Below are 16,228 nucleotides of genomic sequence, written 5' to 3'. Positions count from 1 at the left end.
ACAGAGCATATTAACTAAGTTGAGATTCGGCTTCCTCAAGTTTTTCTTGAGCGTCAAACCAATATTCCTCATTTTCTTCTAACTTTTGCTTCCAATTAGCTTCATCTGCTAAAAGCATTTGTAACTTATCTTTATTCTCAGCTTCATAAAGAGAGCCATCAGCCATCTGTTCGCTAATTGTATCCAGTTTAGTCTGCGCGGCATGCACCGCTTTTTCATACTTTTCCAATGACTTTCGTAAAGGTCTTAGCTGCTCCCTTAGCTCTGCGGCTTTTCTACGCTCTTCTTTACGGTCTACTTTTTCAACCGTTTCAGTAGTCGCTTTTTCTGAACGGTTCATGGCCTGTTGACGAGCCTGCAACCAAGAGTGGTAAGCAGGTAAATCACCATCAAAAAGAGCCACTTTATTGTCTGCAATTAAATAAAACTCATCTACGGTACTGTTGAGTAGGTGCCGATCATGGGAGACCACTAAAATCGCACCGGGAAAGGCTTGTAATGCTTCCGTTAGCGCTTGACGCATTTCAAGGTCTAAATGGTTGGTGGGTTCATCCAGCACCAATAGGTTCGGCTTAGTCCAAGCAATGAGAGATAAAGCAAGCCTAGCTTTCTCGCCTCCAGAAAATCCCTTTACAGGACGCAACGCATCATCTCCCACAAAACCAAAACTGCCAAGGTAACGGCGAATCTCATTTTCTAATACTTTCGGAGTTAAGCGCTGTATGTGCAATAAAGGCGAGGCCGTTAAATCTAAAGCACTCAATTGATGTTGGGAGAAGTAGCCCACTTTAAGGTTTTCTCCACAGACTAATGCCCCAGATAAATTCGAAATTTCACCAACGATCGATTTAATGAGAGTCGATTTGCCGGCGCCATTCGGCCCTAGCAAGCCAATGCGCTGCCCATCTCTGATGCCGAAGTTTGTTTGATATAGTTGCACTTTTTCCGTGCCGTCTTCTGCAAGATAACCCAAATCGGCATTTGTCAGCTGAATAAGCTGCTGAGACGTTTTTTCTGCAAACGGGATACTAAAATAGAACGGTGAATCAATATGAGCGGGGCCTATTGTTTCCATTTTTTCTAGCATTTTTAAACGGCTTTGTGCTTGTTTTGCCTTCGTTGCTTGATAGCGAAAGCGGTCAACGTACTGCTGTAAATGCGCACGTTTTACCTGTTGCCGTTCGAACGTTGCCTGTTGCTGAGCAAGATGTTCTGCTCGCTGCCTTTCGTAATTACTGTAATTCCCTTTATAAAGGACCAGTTTTTTCTGATACAAATGCACTATATGACTACAAATCGCATCCAAAAAATCCCTATCATGGGAAATCAAAATTAGAGTGCCAGGATATTGACGTAACCAGCCTTCTAGCCACATCACCGCATCCAGATCCAAATGGTTCGTCGGCTCATCCAACAATAATACATCCGATGGACACATCAAGGCTTTGGCCAAATTAAGACGAATACGCCAACCACCAGAGAAATCTGAAACCGGGCGAACCATATCCTCCATTTTAAAGCCAAGACCTTGTAGTAAGGTTTCTCCTCGAGAACGAGCACTGTACCCATGAGCAGACTCAAACTCACCAAGCCAATGGGCATGCCCGTTAGCATCGTTACTCTCTTCAGCCTTCGCAATTTCAGACTCTATTTTTCTGAGCCAATCGTCCCCATCCAAACAATAATCCAATGCACTTCGCTGGGTCTCTTCTACTTCCTGAGCCATAAAAGCAATGCGTCGCTGTCCAGGTAAAATCAACTCTCCTGTATCGGCTGATAAATCTCCTCTGACCATGGCAAACAATGAAGATTTACCGGCACCATTGGCACCGATCAAGCCCACTTTTTGACTCTCGAAAATGGTTAAATCAGCGTCCTCTAATAAAAACTGAGTACCACGTTGTAAACTTACTTGAGAAAATTGAATCATGCTTTGCGCTTATCTCTCTGTCGCTGACAAATAAAATCGAAATGAATGCCTGTATTTTAGAGTGCTCACTCCTTAAACAAAATAGCAAATTCAAAGAAAAGCACTTATTTTCCTTAAGCTTCCCTTGAAGATTGGTGGAACGGTAGCCATTTAGAGGTTATGAACTTGTCCCTAGTCGCATAGCGCTATTGATAATCCAATAAGCGCATCAGAAACATCAAACGACACACTGTGAGAGAGTTTAAAAAGTACGTTAAGCAGCGTAAAATACAAAGTTATGAGCCCTCTTACAAAACCAACCTTTATTAGGCGCAAAATCAGCGCAAGGTGATTCAGTGAACGAAATCCAACGCTTTTCATTTGACCACACAAATGTTCGTGGTGAACGCGTCATTTTAACAAATGCATATCAAGACATTATTAAACGAAAAAACTACCCACTTTCAATTGAAAAGCTATTGGGAGAATTTGTGGCGGCTATCGCCTTATTACGAGATCTCATTAAGGTAGACGGTATTCTTTCGATTCAAGCTAAAGGTAATGGTTTTCTAGAGACCATAATGACGGAGTGTGATGAGCACAGGAACCTCCGAGGTATCGCTCAATGGGATGAAAGTAAAACCATCCCAGAGACAATTGATTTAAAAGAGGCATTACAAGGTGGTTATTTGGTCATCACGATTACCCATAAAAATGGCACTCGTTATCAAGGTATTGTGGAGTTAGTAGGCGCAACCTTAGGAGAGTGCATTGCACAATACTTTTCTCAATCAGAGCAGCTCCCAAGTCGAGTCTGGCTTGGTTGCGATGGTACGGCCTGTGGAGGGCTCTTCTTACAACGATTACCGAAAGAACAAGAGCAACAAGGCGATGAAGATGCATGGGATCGTTTCACTCTTCTAGCCTCAACAGTGAAACAAGAAGAACTTTTAACCTTAACGACCGAAGATCTACTACACCGTTTATATCATGAGGAAGAGCTGCGCTTGTATCCAGCTAAAGAAATGCAGTTTGGTTGCTCTTGCTCGCGTCAAAGAACACTAGAAGCCATGGCCTCTATTAGCCCTGATGAAATTCGAGAAATATTGATTGAGCAAGGAACAGTCAGCACTAGTTGTCAATTCTGTGCTGAGACTCATGTGTTCACAGAAGCGGACCTAAGTAAGATTTTAGGAGACCAGTCACAGACACATTAGTATCATGATACTAATGTGTCTGTTCATGTGTCTATCGTAAACTTGGCGTGTTTAATTAAGTCACGCCAAGTGACAATCCCCTTAATATCCTTCTCTTTACCTGTCACCAAAACACAAGAAATATCCACAGTTTGCAGCCAAGCTAAAACGGCATCAACAGAATCCTCCGCCGACACGCAAATAGGCTGTCTGGTCATTATTTGGTGGGCGACCTTATTTAGAGCCTCTAGATCTCTTTGCATTTCCCCTGCCGTCCCTAGAAAAGGACTCAGCACTCGCAATAAATCCCTATCAGAAATAATTCCCATGAGCTTATTATCATCAACCACAGGCAAGTGGTGAATCTTATGCTTCTCCATAAGTGTCCGTATATCTGCAAACTTAGCGTCCATGGTGACACTCAATACTGGAGACGTCATTAGATCGGCTACTCTGATTGTCATTGCTGCATTCATGACGACTATCTCCTAGACAATGAATCTAGACAATGTAAAAGCGACGTTTATTCTCTCTGGTAATCACCTATTATTTTAGTACGTTTACCGGATCAATACAGTATAGATGAAGAAGTGAAAAATAAGACTTCCAATATTTAAAATAGCAGCATTAATCAAAAAGGATATGATCAACGAAATAACCTCAGCACCTCCTTTCATTCACTTTTAAGTCATGGTTTTTTACATAAACACTCTCTGGTTACCATGTCACCAAGACCAGTACAAAAATCATATCAAATAAGTATAAAAACCATGAATCCCTTATATCACCATAACCATCAAGACATTTAAAAGAAAATACGTATAATCTAATAAACCCGATCAGGTTCTTGATAATACCCACTTATGCCTTATGAAATAGACAAGTATTTAGGTTTAAATAAACCTTTTTGTCTCATATTCGCATAAGCAACCTGATACGAGCCATTTGTTGATGCTTACATATTTTTAATCAATATGTACACAGGCCAAAAGCCACCAGCAAATGCAACTCGAACTACATTGGCTTTAACATGGCGAACCTCTAATGACCTCAAATTCAGTTGATATTTTACTAGTCGGGGGCGGTGCAATGAGCACGACCCTAGGAATGATACTTAACCAACTCGATCCAAGTCTTACCGTGACCATGGTAGAGCGGCTGGATCAGATAGCACAAGAAAGTACAAATGGCTGGAATAATGCCGGCACAGGCCATGCCGCCTATTGCGAATTAAATTACACCTCTACCAGACCCGATGGCACAGTCGATACCAGTAAAGCGGTCAATATTAATGCCGCTTTTGAAGTCAGCTTACAATATTGGTCATATTTAGTTGAACAGAATATCCTTCCTGAACCGTCCCAATTTATCAACCGTGTTCCCCATAAAAGTTTTGTCTGGGGAGAGAAAAATGTGGCGGACTTAAAAGCACGCTACCAAGCCTTAAGCGCACTGCCTTCATTTCGCGAAATGGAATACACTGAAGATAGAGACACCCTAGCTCAGTGGATGCCGCTTATCATGAAAAACCGCACCAGCGATGAGCCTCTTGCTGCCACTCGCATTCAGCATGGTTCTGATGTCAACTTTGGTGCCATTGCTCGTAATATGGCGAATTACCTAATAAAGCAAGACAACTTCAATGTGCAGTTAAATTCCTCTGTTACAGACTTAACTAAAAACAAAGATGGCTCATGGGCTGTAGAACTTTGTCATAAAAAGGGGAAAAAACAGGTTATCAACGCTAAGTTTGTTTTCCTCGGTGCGGGCGGAGGTGCATTGCCGCTGTTACAAATGTCCGACATTGAAGAAGGTAAAGGCTATGGTGGCTTCCCTGTAAGTGGCCAATGGTTAGTGTGCGATAAACCCGAAGTCGTCAGCCAACACTTTGCTAAAGTCTATGGCGCCGCTCCAATTGGTGCTCCCCAATGTCTGTCCCTCACTTAGACACGCGCATCATTGATGGGAAAAAAGCACTCTTATTCGGCCCTTTCGCAGGCTTTACAACAAAGTTTTTGAAGAACGGCTCGGTAATGGATTTACCATTAAGCGTACGTCTTGGTAATTTAAAACCTATGCTATCCGTGGGTAAAAACAACATGGACCTCACTCGCTATTTAATCAGTGAAGTGATGCAATCTCACAAAGACAGAGTCGATTCCTTACGTAATTTTTACCCAGACGCTCAAAATAAAGACTGGACTCTGGCTTATGCAGGTCAACGAGTTCAAATCATCAAAGAAGATGAGAAAGGCGGCGGTAAATTAGAATTCGGCACCGAAGCCATTGTTTCCAAAGATGGATCATTAGCGGCACTTCTGGGCGCTTCTCCAGGCGCATCTACAACAGTCAATACTATGTTGAACATTTTGGAAAAAAGTTTCCCCGAGCGTGTCGCTTCTGACGATTGGCAAACCAAATTGAAGACCATGGTGCCTTCATATGGTCAGTCTTTAACAGAAAATACTGATCTATTACTGCAAGTACGTGAACGCACCTTGACGACACTCAAACTCAAGCCTTAGTGTTTATAAACCGTTTAGATAAAACGTTATCTTTTAAATAACAATAAGCAAACATGGAGTGGGCTACTGACGCTAGCCCAATAATTTATTATGGTAATTTCATTTGCAGAAAGATCAGATCAACTTTGTGATCAACTTCGCACCATTGAACATCAATCAGAAGACTCAGATACGTTATTTTATTGCGCTTACTTATTAGGGCTACTTGGTGTTCACGGTGGCATTGATGCCGAAGGAAAAGAAGAGTTCGATACCAGCTTTAATCAAGAGTTAAACGACGTCCTTGAAAGAGAAGCCGTTTCAGAACAAGATAAACAGCAGATATTATCTTTATTGGAAAGCGTCAGATAACATATTGATTTGAAGCACTTTCAAGTAAGCAACTCATTGTAATGATTGCGTAAAACGGCTTGCTTCATTAAACAGGCAATGAGACAAAACAAATATTGGTTTTTACATTCTGTCTATGATAAAAAATAAACAGAAAAAATTCTTATTGTTTCTAATTTTACTAACTGGAACCGAATCATGAAAAAAACACTTATTGCAGCGTTAGTTCTATCCTCTACAACATTCGCTTATGCAGATAGTGACAGTAGCTCATTAACGCTAGAAAGCAAGGAACAACGTTTAGGTTATAGCGTTGGCTCTATGTTCGGTGGCCGTATGGGACAAGACTTCTCAGACCTTGATCTTGAAACCTTTATAACAGGTTTCAAAGATGCTTATGCAGGCAAAGAATTAGCATTAACAGAGACAGAGATCACTGAATCTATTCAAATGTTCCAACAAGAACAATTGGCTAAAGCTCAGATTGAACAAGAGAAATTAGTTGCGGAAGCCGCAGCCAAAAACGCAGCATGGTTCGCTGAACTTGAGAAAACTGACGGCGTAATGAAAACCGAGTCAGGATTGATGTATAAAGCGATCACCGAAGGCGAAGGTGGCACACCTACTGAGACAGACGTTGTTAAAGTAAACTACGAAGGTTCCCTAGTAGACGGTACCGTATTTGATAGCTCTTATGAACGAGGTGAACCGATCAGCTTCCCTCTGAATCAAGTGATTCCTGGCTGGACTGAGGGCTTACAATTAATGACAGTAGGCTCTAAATATGAACTGTATATTCCTGCCGATCTTGCTTATGGCCCGGGTGGAACAGGTCCAATCCCACCAAACTCTCCACTGAAATTTGTTGTTGAGCTATTAGACATTGAAACAGAAGAAGTAGCAGATACAACAGAAGAAGCCACTGAAGAAGCAACGAAATAATTCGCTAACTCGTCAGCAAAACAAAAAAACCGAGAGCTTTAAAAAATAAAGTCTCTCGGTTTTTTTATGTTCAATTTGACATTTTCTAAGCATTACTGATCTTGGTTTTCAGAGCGCCCTGAGACCCAAACCGTTTCTGCACAAGTGTCAAAAAGCGTTTTAATTTCCAAAACTAACTCTGCATTTATCGGTTCTTTAATCCATTCGATATTGTTCAACAAATTGATCGGATTTGCCGTCCCGACTAACGTTGAGCTAATCGCTTGATGATGAACGGCATACTGCATCGCGACCTGGGTAAGATCGACCCCATAGCGTAGACAAACAGCCTCTGCAGCACGACAACAATCAATAAGTTCTTGTGCAGCAGGATGCCAATCTGGAGCTCCCCGTTTTGTTAACAGTCCCATAGCCGTTGGTGAGGCATTGATTAAGCCCACACCCTTTTCTTTCAACAATGGCATAAGCTGAGTTAGCGAGTCATCATGCAATGCATAGCGGCAATAACTTAACACGCAATCAATATCATATTGTTCAACAACTTGCTGGAAACTCTTTAATGGATAGCCTGTGATACCAAAATAACGAATTTTACCGGCTTTTTTTAATCGATCCAAATAAGGTAGAGACTCATGAATAACCTGCTCTAAGTCGACGAATTCAATATCATGCAATAGAAACATATCTAATTCATCCACACCTAAACGAACCAAACTCTCTTCCAAACTACTTTGAATACGCTGAGGAGACATATCAAAATCATCAAAATCTGGTCCATATCGACCCGCTTTGGTCGATAAAATGTATCTGTCTCTGTTTACCCCTTTTAACGCCTTCCCCAAAACCGTTTCAGCCTTCGTCAATCCATAATAGGGTGAACAATCAATGTAGTTTATACCTTGGTCTAAGGCGGTATGAACGGTTCGGATCCCCTCTGACTCTTTAATGTCTTGAAACACACTTCCAAGGGGAGACGCTCCATAACCCAGAATAGATAGCTGTAAATCTGTATTACCTAACTGTTTGTACTGCATGCATTGACTCACTTTATAAAAAACTTAAAGAGAATAGAATTTACTGGCATTAGAGCCCATAATTTGATTTTTCGATTCTGGGCACAAGGCTTCCAAAGCACATTCTGTCAAGCTAACAACTTGCTGATAGGAGGCCGCTACTTGACATACAGGCCAGTCAGAACCAAACATGACACGTTCAGGACCAAAACAATCAATGACTTTTTCAAAATACGGAAACAACTGTTCTGCTGTCCAACTCTGCCAATCGGCTTCCGTTACCATACCCGATAATTTACAGTGCACGTGTTCAAGTTGTGACAGCGAGTCCATATGGTGACACCAATCATGCCATGCCGTTTTCCCGCTCATTGAGTGCCTCCCCTCTTTTATTAAGGGTTTCGCAAGATGATCAATAACCAGAGGCATAATAGGCAAACGGTCCACCAACTTAATCACCTCGGGCAATTGATCCTGTGTCACAAGAATATCGTAACAATAGCCACGTTCGGCTATCATCTGCAGTCCCGCAAGAAAATCTTTGGCTAACATAAATTCAGGCTCCGCCTCTCCTTGCAAGACATGCCTAAATCCTTTAAGTGCCGTATACTTTTTCAACTCATTAAGTTGATCTGCTAGGTCGTTGGCCCTCAAATCAATCCAACCCACAACACCTTTAATCCATGGATATTGATCCGCTAAAGAAAGTAACCATAAGGTTTCCTCATAGGTTTGCCTGGCCTGAACAGCAACACACCCATCCATTTTTTGAGTTTCTAGAGACGGTTTTAAATCGGTTGGTAAAAAATCTCGTTGTAGTGGAGCCATCGACACATCAAGCCAATCAAACTCCTGCTTATTATATTGCCAAAAATGCTGATGCGAATCGATTCTAATCGCCGTCTTCATATATCACCTTTTCTATTTAAACACCCTGCTCAGATAGATCGAAGCAACAGTCCATTTCAATCCATTTTTGATCTAGTGGGTAGCCTGGAAGTCGTTGCTGAAACCGATCCATTAACTGCTCCCATTCCTTAGATTTAGCATCATTAGACAGATATTTCTGAGCAACAACGGGATCATAATCATCCGTTGTGGTCATTTGCATAAACATCCGCTGATTTAATCGAAAAATTTTCATTTCAAGAATGCCGACATGTCGAATCGCCGCGATCACTTCAGGCCAAACCTCTCTATGATAGGCTTCATACTCTTCTATAAGCGCTGGATCATTTTTCAAATCCAGAGCTAAAGCAAAGTGCTGCATTTTTTGCTCCCAGTATTTTATGTTTAACTCAATGAGTTTATGAACTCAATTCCAGTTAAGTAGAAAAGCCCATTTATAAAGACACGCCACGTTTCCATGGAATAAAGTCATCTTGCTCCAATCGTCTCGCTTTAACTAAATATTGACCTGACACCGCCTCTAAACACAGGTCTAATAATTCATTGCTCAGCGCTTCCAAATCCCTCTCACCAGTAACTATTGGACCCGCATTAAAATCGATAATGTCATGCATACGTTCATACACTTTCGTATTACTGGATATTTTCATGACAGGAACAATGGGGTTCCCAGTAGGTGTCCCCAACCCTGTTGAAAACAGCACTAGGTTTGCTCCGGAGCCCACTAAGGCCGTCGTTGATTCAACATCGTTACCTGGAGTACAAAGTAAATTTAACCCTGGTCGCGTCACCACTTCGGTATAATCCAATACGTCTTCTACTGGGGCCGCTCCGCCTTTTAAAGCCGCTCCCGCTGATTTCATGGCATCGGTAATTAAACCATCACGAATGTTTCCCGGAGAAGGATTCATATCGAATGTGGCTCCGGCTGCCAACGCATGCGCTTCATAGGCTTGCATAAGCTGAGTAAAACGACTTCTTAGTTCTGGCCGCGCGCAGCGATTTAATAAGTTTTGTTCAACTCCGCATAACTCGGGAAACTCACCTAAAATAGAAGTCCCCCCCAGAGCCACAATTTTATCAACCACTCGACCAATTAGTGGGTTAGCCGATAAGCCAGAAAAACCATCTGAACCACCGCACTCAACACCAATTTTCAAACCAGATAAAGGCAAGGCTTCACGCTTAACATTATTCGCCTCTTGCAAACCTTTAAATGTCCCCTTGATAGCCGCATCCAGCATTTTTCTTTCCGTTCCATAAGCTTGCTGTTCATACCATTGCACCGGGGTAATAGCATTAGGATCAAGCTTAGTTAACTCGTCTTGCAACAAAGACATTTGCGCATTTTGACAACCTAGACTCAGTATCGTCGCCCCTGCTACATTCGGATGATGAATATAGCCTGCTAACAATTTACACAGAGCTAGTGCATCGTCTCGAGTACCACCACAACCTGCCGTATGCGTAATAAACTTAACCCCATCTAAATTAGGAAAGACCAGGTCTCTTGGAGGAGCGATAAAGTCGTCACTCGCTAAACCCATGCTTTCAGAATCATGGTTTTGAGCATTTTGATAGTGGGAAACAAGGTTACGAGCTAGATCTATATAATGGGTTTCATTGCGATAACCAAGCGCATCCTGAAGGGCAACCTTCATCCGCTCTATATTGCGATTTTGACAAAACACCAAGGGGACAACGATCCAATAATTTGCCGTTCCTATTTGCCCATCCGAACGCTTAATACCTTGAAATGTTTTATTCTGCCAACGAGATACATCAGGCTGTTCCCAATGATATTCCTCTGAACCTGCACAATAAGACTCACTGCTATGACGTGTATTCTCTACAGTAATAACGCCGCCTTTCACAATGGGTTTCACCACCTCTCCCACCGTAATACCATACTGAATCAGTTTCTCACCTACCGCAAAGTCACGTATAGCAAATTTATGTTTCGCTTTCACTTTCTCAGGAAAAAGATACTCTTCACCAGCAAACTCAATCAATTCTTCTTTTTGTAAGTCTCTCAAGGCAACGATCAAATTATCGTCTGGATGAATTTTTAAAAATTGACGACTCATAACTCAAGCTCCAAATCATCCGGCATATCCATCTGAACCTGATTGCGTACCATACACGCCACGAGTTTTGGTTGCTTTAAGCTAGGCAACAACCGCTGGGCCTTGCTTACCACTGGGCTAATCCTACGCTCAATTTTACTTTGATGGTTTTGTTCTATATCAGATAAATTATGCTGTAAAAAAGGATTCAAAAATCGCTCTCTTACGCTATCAACATAAGCAATAACCTCTTCATTTAGATTCATAGCCAACAGTACAGGGACAACCTCCTCCGCCAACACAGTTTCAAATGCATGACGTAACAGAGGGTTTTCCATCGCCTGTACAACCGTATGAATAGACTCCATCTCAGGTCTCGTCGCCTCGACTCGCTTTAGCTGGCGCCAAGTATCTACTAAATAAGTATGAGATAAGTTTAAAACCCCTAACTTTAAAAACTCCGCCTCTTCCAAGTTATCCAATACACGAATAGCGTCATGCTGACAGGGTAAAACAAGACCAGGTTGATCTTCTATTGCCCATAAGGCATAAGGTTCAGCAACCGCCCCAATAGGCTCGATTGATTCAGATACAATACGATCCACGAGGGAGTTAATCCAAAGACAGCGATTTTGTAACCAATCTAAAAAAACGGGCGGCAATGCCCATTGAGCCGCCAAATTTAACACTAAATTTTTCAGCACATCCCCATTGTTGACCACCAATTCACAAGGCATTATCGTTACGGGAACGGCATTGTCTTTAAAACGAGCGAATAACAGCACTAATAATTTTGCAGGAAAGCTGGCTGGCGGAGATAAGTCTAGGCTGTCGGTAGCCTCTAATAGATACCCCTGATCGGCTGTATTAGACACAACATGAGTCACTCGTTGACAAAAAAGTGAGACGACATCAGACCAGTCTGAATCCGCCTGAAAGCCAGTTTCAATGGATTGGACTTGTACCGTTTGATTGACAATTTTTCCTAATTTGAGCCCCTGAATTTTGACAGGATACGTAGCATTCGATTGAAATGCCTTTAAACGCATCTTACCCGCCAAACTATTGGAAGTTTGAACCACTACCACTTTACTATTTGAATGACCTTGAGCGATGGATTCACCAACAAAAAAGTCAACATGAGCTTGCAAAAAGCGACTTGTGCCAAACTGCATGATCAAGCCATCGTTCATATCAAAACCTCTACTTACACTTCGATAAGCGCTTTAATCACGCCACTTTCTGACTTACACCACTCTGGCAATAAAGTCGGTAAATCCAGTAACGCACCTCTATGGGTAATCATCGAGTTTGCGATCACGGAGCCTTTTCGTAGACAAGACACAACATGCGCAAAATCTTCGTGGGTTGCATTACGGCTTCCCATTAACGTCATCTCACGCTTATGGAACTCTGGGTCTGAAAAGGTAATATCCGACTTCACGACGCTAACAAGTACATAACGGCCACCATGAGCTACCCAAGAAAAACCAGCCTGCATCGCTTTTGGGTTGCCAGTCGCATCGAATACCGTTAATGGAAACTCACCCTTCGTTAAATGAGATAAATCCGAACCTGCAGATTCCCCTGCCAATAGTACATCATCCACTTTCAGAACCGTTTTACAGAAGTCCAAACGATCTTGGTTCATGTCCATCATGATGACTCGCGCCCCTCTCTCCTTGGCAAATTGGGCAATTCCCATTCCAATGGGACCTGCACCCACGACCAATACGTCGGTATTCGCTTGTATCTCCGATCGGCGTACCGCATGAGCACCAATAGCTAAACACTCAACCACGGCTAATTGGTCTAATGAAATACCATCCGTTTTTACCACATATTCTTCAGGAACTTGCAAATACTCACACATGCCACCATCAATATGGACGCCGAGCACTTGAATATCTGTACAACAATTCGCTTTATCATTACGACATGCGATACAGTGACCACAAGACATATAGGGTACAACATAGACCTCTTGGCCGACCTCAAGCGCTACGCCTTCACCAACAGAATCAATCACACCGGATAGTTCATGCCCCAATACTCTAGGGTATTGAAAGAAAGGCTGATTACCACCAAATGCATGAATGTCAGTACCACAAATACCAATACGTTTAATTTTTATGACAACCTTGCCAGCCTGATCTTGAGGGCGCTTTATATTACGCACCTCCATCACTCCGGGTTGTGTACACACAACGGATTTCATCATGAAACTCTCCTAAGATCAGATAGATAACAACGAACAGATAAAGACTGGAACTAAACGCCCGATTTACGACGTTTCTGTACGTTATCGATATAGACAACAATCGCGATCAACACCCCTGCCGCCACCATTTGCCAAAAAGGATCAACACCTAATAAATTCGCCCCATTTGCAATGGTTACGAACAACAAAGCGCCAATAAAGGTACCGGTAATAGAACCACGACCACCAAATAAACTCGCACCACCAACAACCGCTGCGGCAATCGCATTTAATTCATAGGCCATCGCCGCCGTCGGTGTGCCAACACTCAAGCGAGACACTAATAAAATACCCGCCAACGCCGCCAATGCCGCACTCAAGGTATACGCTAAAAAGGTCATTTTGCTGATATTAATACCCACTCGTCTAGCCGACTCTTGATTACTACCCATTGCGATTAGGTAACGACCTGTACGGGTTTTCGTGAGTACAAAATGCAGTATCAAACCAATAATAACCATGGTCCAAAACAGAGTTGGTATACCTAAAAACTCACCTCTAGCAAAGGCACTGAAAGCCTTAGGCAAACCTGAAACACTCATGCCATCACTGGCTAACAATGCGCCACCACGATAGGCCTGTAATCCAGCTAAGGTCACAATAAAAGCAGGGATACCCAAACGAAAAATAGCAAACGCATTAAACAAACCGATCGCTATGCCTAACCCCATCGCACCCGCAACCGCCAGCCAAATAGGCAAACCTAAAACCAATAGTTTTGCCACTACAACACCCGCCAACGCGGCAACTGAACCAACAGATAAATCAATACCAGCTATCAATATGGTGAACAACACACCAAAAGCAATGATTCCAGATATGGATACTTGACGCATAATATTTAACACATTGCCTTCCGTTAAAAAGTACGGGGAGGCGAACGACAGAACCACCCAAAGCAACGCCGTTAACAAGACAACAAATGTCTCAACAGGCACGCCTTTTTGTTTAATTCTTTGTGAAAGCTTATCTATCACGGACACATTGACACCTTGTTTATTTAATTCACTTGTTTGCAGAACAGACATAACCCCTCCAAGAATTCTATATAGCAATAAAATGGAGCGACCAGAGGAAATAGGACAAAACCTCTAGCCTCACCAAATTACAGTAATAAAATTACTCGCCTACGAACGAGCCAAGTTGACGTTTTTTCGGATCGAGTAAGCCAGCAAATTTAGATTCTTTATAGTTACTTGGCGTAACAACCATCACACCTGTATCAATCTCTTTTGGTAAACGCGCACCATGTCCTGCGGCCGCGGCAAACCAAACACCGGCATAACCCATCATGTAAGGATCTTGTACAATCAAGCCATCAATGATGTTATCTTTCAATAAGTTTACTTCTTGCTCATCCGCATCAAAGGCAATTAGACAAGGCTTATTCCCCCCACGCTCATCAAGAGCGGCGCCAGCACCAATCCCCATGATGGCATTATCAGCAAACAAGCCAACTAGGTCAGGAGTGCGGCTCATAATATCAAGTGTATTCGTTAGGCCTTGAGCCATATCGTTATTACCGATTCGATTATCAACCACCTCGATTCCTGGAAATGCTTTCATACCATCAAGGAACCCATTATCACGAGACGTTAATGATTCCACACCCGCAAGAGAGGTTAAGTAAGCGACTTTACCCTCTGCTTTACCCGTTTTGTCTTTAATACATTGAGCTAGCGCTTCCGCTCCCTTTTGTCCACCAACATAGTTATTAGTCGAAAGGAAAGAAGCATAAGCATCCGTACCAACAGCAGAATCAATTAGGATCACGGGAATGCCTGCAGCCGTTGCGGCTTCTACCGTTCCAGATAATGGATCGGTAGCCGTCGGGGCCAATACTATCGCGGTAGGTTGACGAGTAATGGTATTTTCCATAATGGCAATTTGCTCTGCGATATCAGACTCCGCTGCCGCTCCAAGCTCTTCAATACGAACGCCTGCATCTTTTGCGGCAGCGCGCGCACCTAGAAAAACAGTCTGCCAATATTCTGAGGTGGTTGCTTTAACAATCACAGGCACATAAGACTCAGCAGCGGTTGCTGACATGGATGTGGCAACCAAACTCATTGCTAAAGTAGCCGATGCTAAAATAGGGGTAAACTTTTTCATAATTGCTCTCTTATTTTTGTTATTGAATCTTAAGAATGTTCGAACTGAATGCGCATGGCATTAAGATCACCAACTATCATTGGTTGATCTTTAATAACTACGCGACTTTCGTTTCCGAAAAGCCAGTCATGTATTTGATTAGCTCTTCTTGGGTTGTGTCTTCAGAACGGGTAACATGCACCACTTGCCCTTGAAACATAACCGCAACTCGGTCAGCCACATCAAGGATTTCAACCAAGTTATGACCAACATAAATGACACCAACGCCCTCACTCGCGAGTAACTTGGATAACTTCACAACGTTATCTCTCTCCATAACCGCTAAGGCCGCGGTTGGTTCATCAAGAATAACGACTTTCGCTTTCCAATAAAGCGCTCTGGCAATAGCAACAGCTTGACGCTGCCCACCAGATAAACCCGCCACATTGGGCGCTTTTGGAGGAATATGACTTTCAATGCGATTGATTAGGTTTTCAGTTTCTTCAAGAATTTTCTGATTATCTATAGTAGGAAATAAACCGAACAGTTTTTTGATAGGCTCACGGCCAAGGAAAATATTGGCGCCAACTGATAGCTCGTCCGCCAAAGCAAGATCTTGATATACCGTTTCAATACCCGCTTCTCTTCCCTCTTTTGGAGAAGCAAAGTCGACTTTAGAACCATCAAGAGTAATGTCACCTAAATCCTGATGATAAACACCCGCAATATGCTTAATCAGAGTCGATTTGCCCGCACCATTGTCACCCACAACAGCAAGCACCTCGCCTTTATGTAAAGTAAGATTTACACCACGCAAGACATCAACAGGGCCAAAGCTTTTACGTAAATTTTTAATTTCTAACAAATCACTCATTGAGCAACCTCTAATGCTAATTGTTATTTTTATTTAGAAAGTGAAGTCAGATTATGACTATTATAAGTAAAAATCAATTGTTTTTTACTTATAAAAATCAGAAGATAAAAACA

General features: G+C 42.4%; 14 protein-coding genes and 1 pseudogene. 4 read left to right on the top strand and 11 right to left on the bottom strand.

Annotated elements, in window-relative coordinates:
* Positions 1 to 10: 10 nt before the first annotated feature.
* Positions 11 to 1,930 carry an ATP-binding cassette domain-containing protein gene (locus O1D97_RS04860; protein ID WP_269123321.1) on the bottom strand — a complete coding sequence of 640 codons (1,920 nt, stop codon included), beginning with the start codon at positions 1,928 to 1,930 and terminating at the stop codon, positions 11 to 13.
* A gap of 335 nt (positions 1,931 to 2,265) precedes the next feature.
* Here O1D97_RS04860 and hslO point away from each other — a divergent pair, with 335 nt between their 5' ends.
* Complete coding sequence (gene hslO / locus O1D97_RS04855) at positions 2,266 to 3,126, top strand: Hsp33 family molecular chaperone HslO (RefSeq protein WP_269123319.1); 861 nt, start codon at positions 2,266 to 2,268, stop codon at positions 3,124 to 3,126.
* A gap of 23 nt (positions 3,127 to 3,149) precedes the next feature.
* On the opposite strand, the gene O1D97_RS04850 is transcribed toward hslO, so the two are convergent.
* On the bottom strand, positions 3,150 to 3,581 hold the full coding sequence (locus O1D97_RS04850; RefSeq protein ID WP_269123317.1) for a CBS domain-containing protein: 432 nt from the start codon (positions 3,579 to 3,581) through the stop codon (positions 3,150 to 3,152).
* 568 nt (positions 3,582 to 4,149) lie between these two features.
* Between O1D97_RS04850 and mqo the strand changes: the two are divergent.
* The 3 genes and pseudogenes from mqo to bamJ all read left to right on the top strand — a co-directional run bounded on the left by mqo (position 4,150) and on the right by bamJ (position 6,902).
* Positions 4,150 to 5,630 (top strand): annotated as a pseudogene (mqo, locus tag O1D97_RS04845) (malate dehydrogenase (quinone)).
* Between the two features lie 90 nt (positions 5,631 to 5,720).
* On the top strand, positions 5,721 to 5,981 hold the full coding sequence (locus O1D97_RS04840; RefSeq protein ID WP_269123316.1) for a hypothetical protein: 261 nt from the start codon (positions 5,721 to 5,723) through the stop codon (positions 5,979 to 5,981).
* A 177-nt stretch (positions 5,982 to 6,158) separates the two neighbouring features.
* On the top strand, positions 6,159 to 6,902 hold the full coding sequence (gene bamJ / locus O1D97_RS04835) for a BamJ family beta-barrel-assembly machinery protein (protein WP_269123315.1): 744 nt from the start codon (positions 6,159 to 6,161) through the stop codon (positions 6,900 to 6,902).
* A gap of 92 nt (positions 6,903 to 6,994) precedes the next feature.
* Here bamJ and O1D97_RS04830 read toward each other — a convergent pair whose 3' ends face one another.
* The 9 genes from O1D97_RS04830 to O1D97_RS04790 form a co-directional block, all read right to left on the bottom strand.
* The gene (locus tag O1D97_RS04830) at positions 6,995 to 7,936 is read right to left on the bottom strand and encodes an aldo/keto reductase (RefSeq protein WP_269123314.1); all 942 of its coding nucleotides are present in this window, start codon (positions 7,934 to 7,936) and stop codon (positions 6,995 to 6,997) included.
* Between the two features lie 24 nt (positions 7,937 to 7,960).
* Entirely contained in the window at positions 7,961 to 8,824 is an 864-nt protein-coding gene (locus O1D97_RS04825) for an amidohydrolase family protein (protein ID WP_269123312.1), read from the bottom strand.
* Positions 8,825 to 8,840: 16 nt separating this feature from the next.
* Positions 8,841 to 9,185 (bottom strand): L-rhamnose mutarotase, encoded by a 345-nt coding sequence (locus O1D97_RS04820; RefSeq protein ID WP_269123310.1) that lies wholly within the window; start codon positions 9,183 to 9,185, stop codon positions 8,841 to 8,843.
* A gap of 73 nt (positions 9,186 to 9,258) precedes the next feature.
* On the bottom strand, positions 9,259 to 10,911 hold the full coding sequence (locus tag O1D97_RS04815; RefSeq protein ID WP_269123308.1) for a UxaA family hydrolase: 1,653 nt from the start codon (positions 10,909 to 10,911) through the stop codon (positions 9,259 to 9,261).
* Complete coding sequence (locus tag O1D97_RS04810) at positions 10,908 to 12,083, bottom strand: mannitol dehydrogenase family protein (RefSeq protein ID WP_269123307.1); 1,176 nt, start codon at positions 12,081 to 12,083, stop codon at positions 10,908 to 10,910. Before O1D97_RS04810 ends, O1D97_RS04815 begins: the two co-directional genes overlap by 4 nt.
* A gap of 14 nt (positions 12,084 to 12,097) precedes the next feature.
* A complete protein-coding gene (locus O1D97_RS04805; RefSeq protein WP_330221438.1) occupies positions 12,098 to 13,111 on the bottom strand; it encodes a zinc-binding alcohol dehydrogenase family protein in 1,014 nt (337 codons plus the stop codon).
* Positions 13,112 to 13,161: 50 nt separating this feature from the next.
* A complete protein-coding gene (locus O1D97_RS04800; RefSeq protein WP_269123305.1) occupies positions 13,162 to 14,178 on the bottom strand; it encodes an ABC transporter permease in 1,017 nt (338 codons plus the stop codon).
* A gap of 91 nt (positions 14,179 to 14,269) precedes the next feature.
* Positions 14,270 to 15,262 (bottom strand): ABC transporter substrate-binding protein, encoded by a 993-nt coding sequence (locus tag O1D97_RS04795; protein ID WP_269123303.1) that lies wholly within the window; start codon positions 15,260 to 15,262, stop codon positions 14,270 to 14,272.
* Positions 15,263 to 15,359: 97 nt separating this feature from the next.
* Entirely contained in the window at positions 15,360 to 16,115 is a 756-nt protein-coding gene (locus O1D97_RS04790) for an ATP-binding cassette domain-containing protein (RefSeq protein WP_269123301.1), read from the bottom strand.
* Positions 16,116 to 16,228: the final 113 nt, after the last annotated feature.

Origin of the sequence: Marinomonas phaeophyticola (assembly GCF_026966905.1) — a bacterium.
In the GTDB taxonomy this organism is placed as follows: Bacteria; Pseudomonadota; Gammaproteobacteria; order Pseudomonadales; family Marinomonadaceae; genus Marinomonas; species Marinomonas phaeophyticola.
The sequence above is the reverse complement of the archived record's forward strand: the minus strand, read 5'-3'. Positions and strand labels throughout refer to the sequence as shown.

Bases quoted from the DNA above. Each gene is read 5' to 3' on its own strand.
- O1D97_RS04800 (WP_269123305.1), bottom strand. From the start codon at position 14,178: ATGTCTGTTCTGCAAACAAGTGAATTAAATAAACAAGGTGTCAATGTG.
- O1D97_RS04790 (WP_269123301.1), bottom strand. From the start codon at position 16,115: ATGAGTGATTTGTTAGAAATTAAAAATTTACGTAAAAGCTTTGGCCCT.
- O1D97_RS04815 (WP_269123308.1), bottom strand. From the start codon at position 10,911: ATGAGTCGTCAATTTTTAAAAATTCATCCAGACGATAATTTGATCGTT.
- O1D97_RS04830 (WP_269123314.1), bottom strand. From the start codon at position 7,936: ATGCAGTACAAACAGTTAGGTAATACAGATTTACAGCTATCTATTCTG.
- bamJ (WP_269123315.1), top strand. From the start codon at position 6,159: ATGAAAAAAACACTTATTGCAGCGTTAGTTCTATCCTCTACAACATTC.
- O1D97_RS04810 (WP_269123307.1), bottom strand. From the start codon at position 12,083: ATGAACGATGGCTTGATCATGCAGTTTGGCACAAGTCGCTTTTTGCAA.
- O1D97_RS04795 (WP_269123303.1), bottom strand. From the start codon at position 15,262: ATGAAAAAGTTTACCCCTATTTTAGCATCGGCTACTTTAGCAATGAGT.
- O1D97_RS04825 (WP_269123312.1), bottom strand. From the start codon at position 8,824: ATGAAGACGGCGATTAGAATCGATTCGCATCAGCATTTTTGGCAATAT.
- O1D97_RS04850 (WP_269123317.1), bottom strand. From the start codon at position 3,581: ATGAATGCAGCAATGACAATCAGAGTAGCCGATCTAATGACGTCTCCA.
- O1D97_RS04860 (WP_269123321.1), bottom strand. From the start codon at position 1,930: ATGATTCAATTTTCTCAAGTAAGTTTACAACGTGGTACTCAGTTTTTA.
- O1D97_RS04820 (WP_269123310.1), bottom strand. From the start codon at position 9,185: ATGCAGCACTTTGCTTTAGCTCTGGATTTGAAAAATGATCCAGCGCTT.
- O1D97_RS04805 (WP_330221438.1), bottom strand. From the start codon at position 13,111: ATGATGAAATCCGTTGTGTGTACACAACCCGGAGTGATGGAGGTGCGT.
- O1D97_RS04840 (WP_269123316.1), top strand. From the start codon at position 5,721: ATGGTAATTTCATTTGCAGAAAGATCAGATCAACTTTGTGATCAACTT.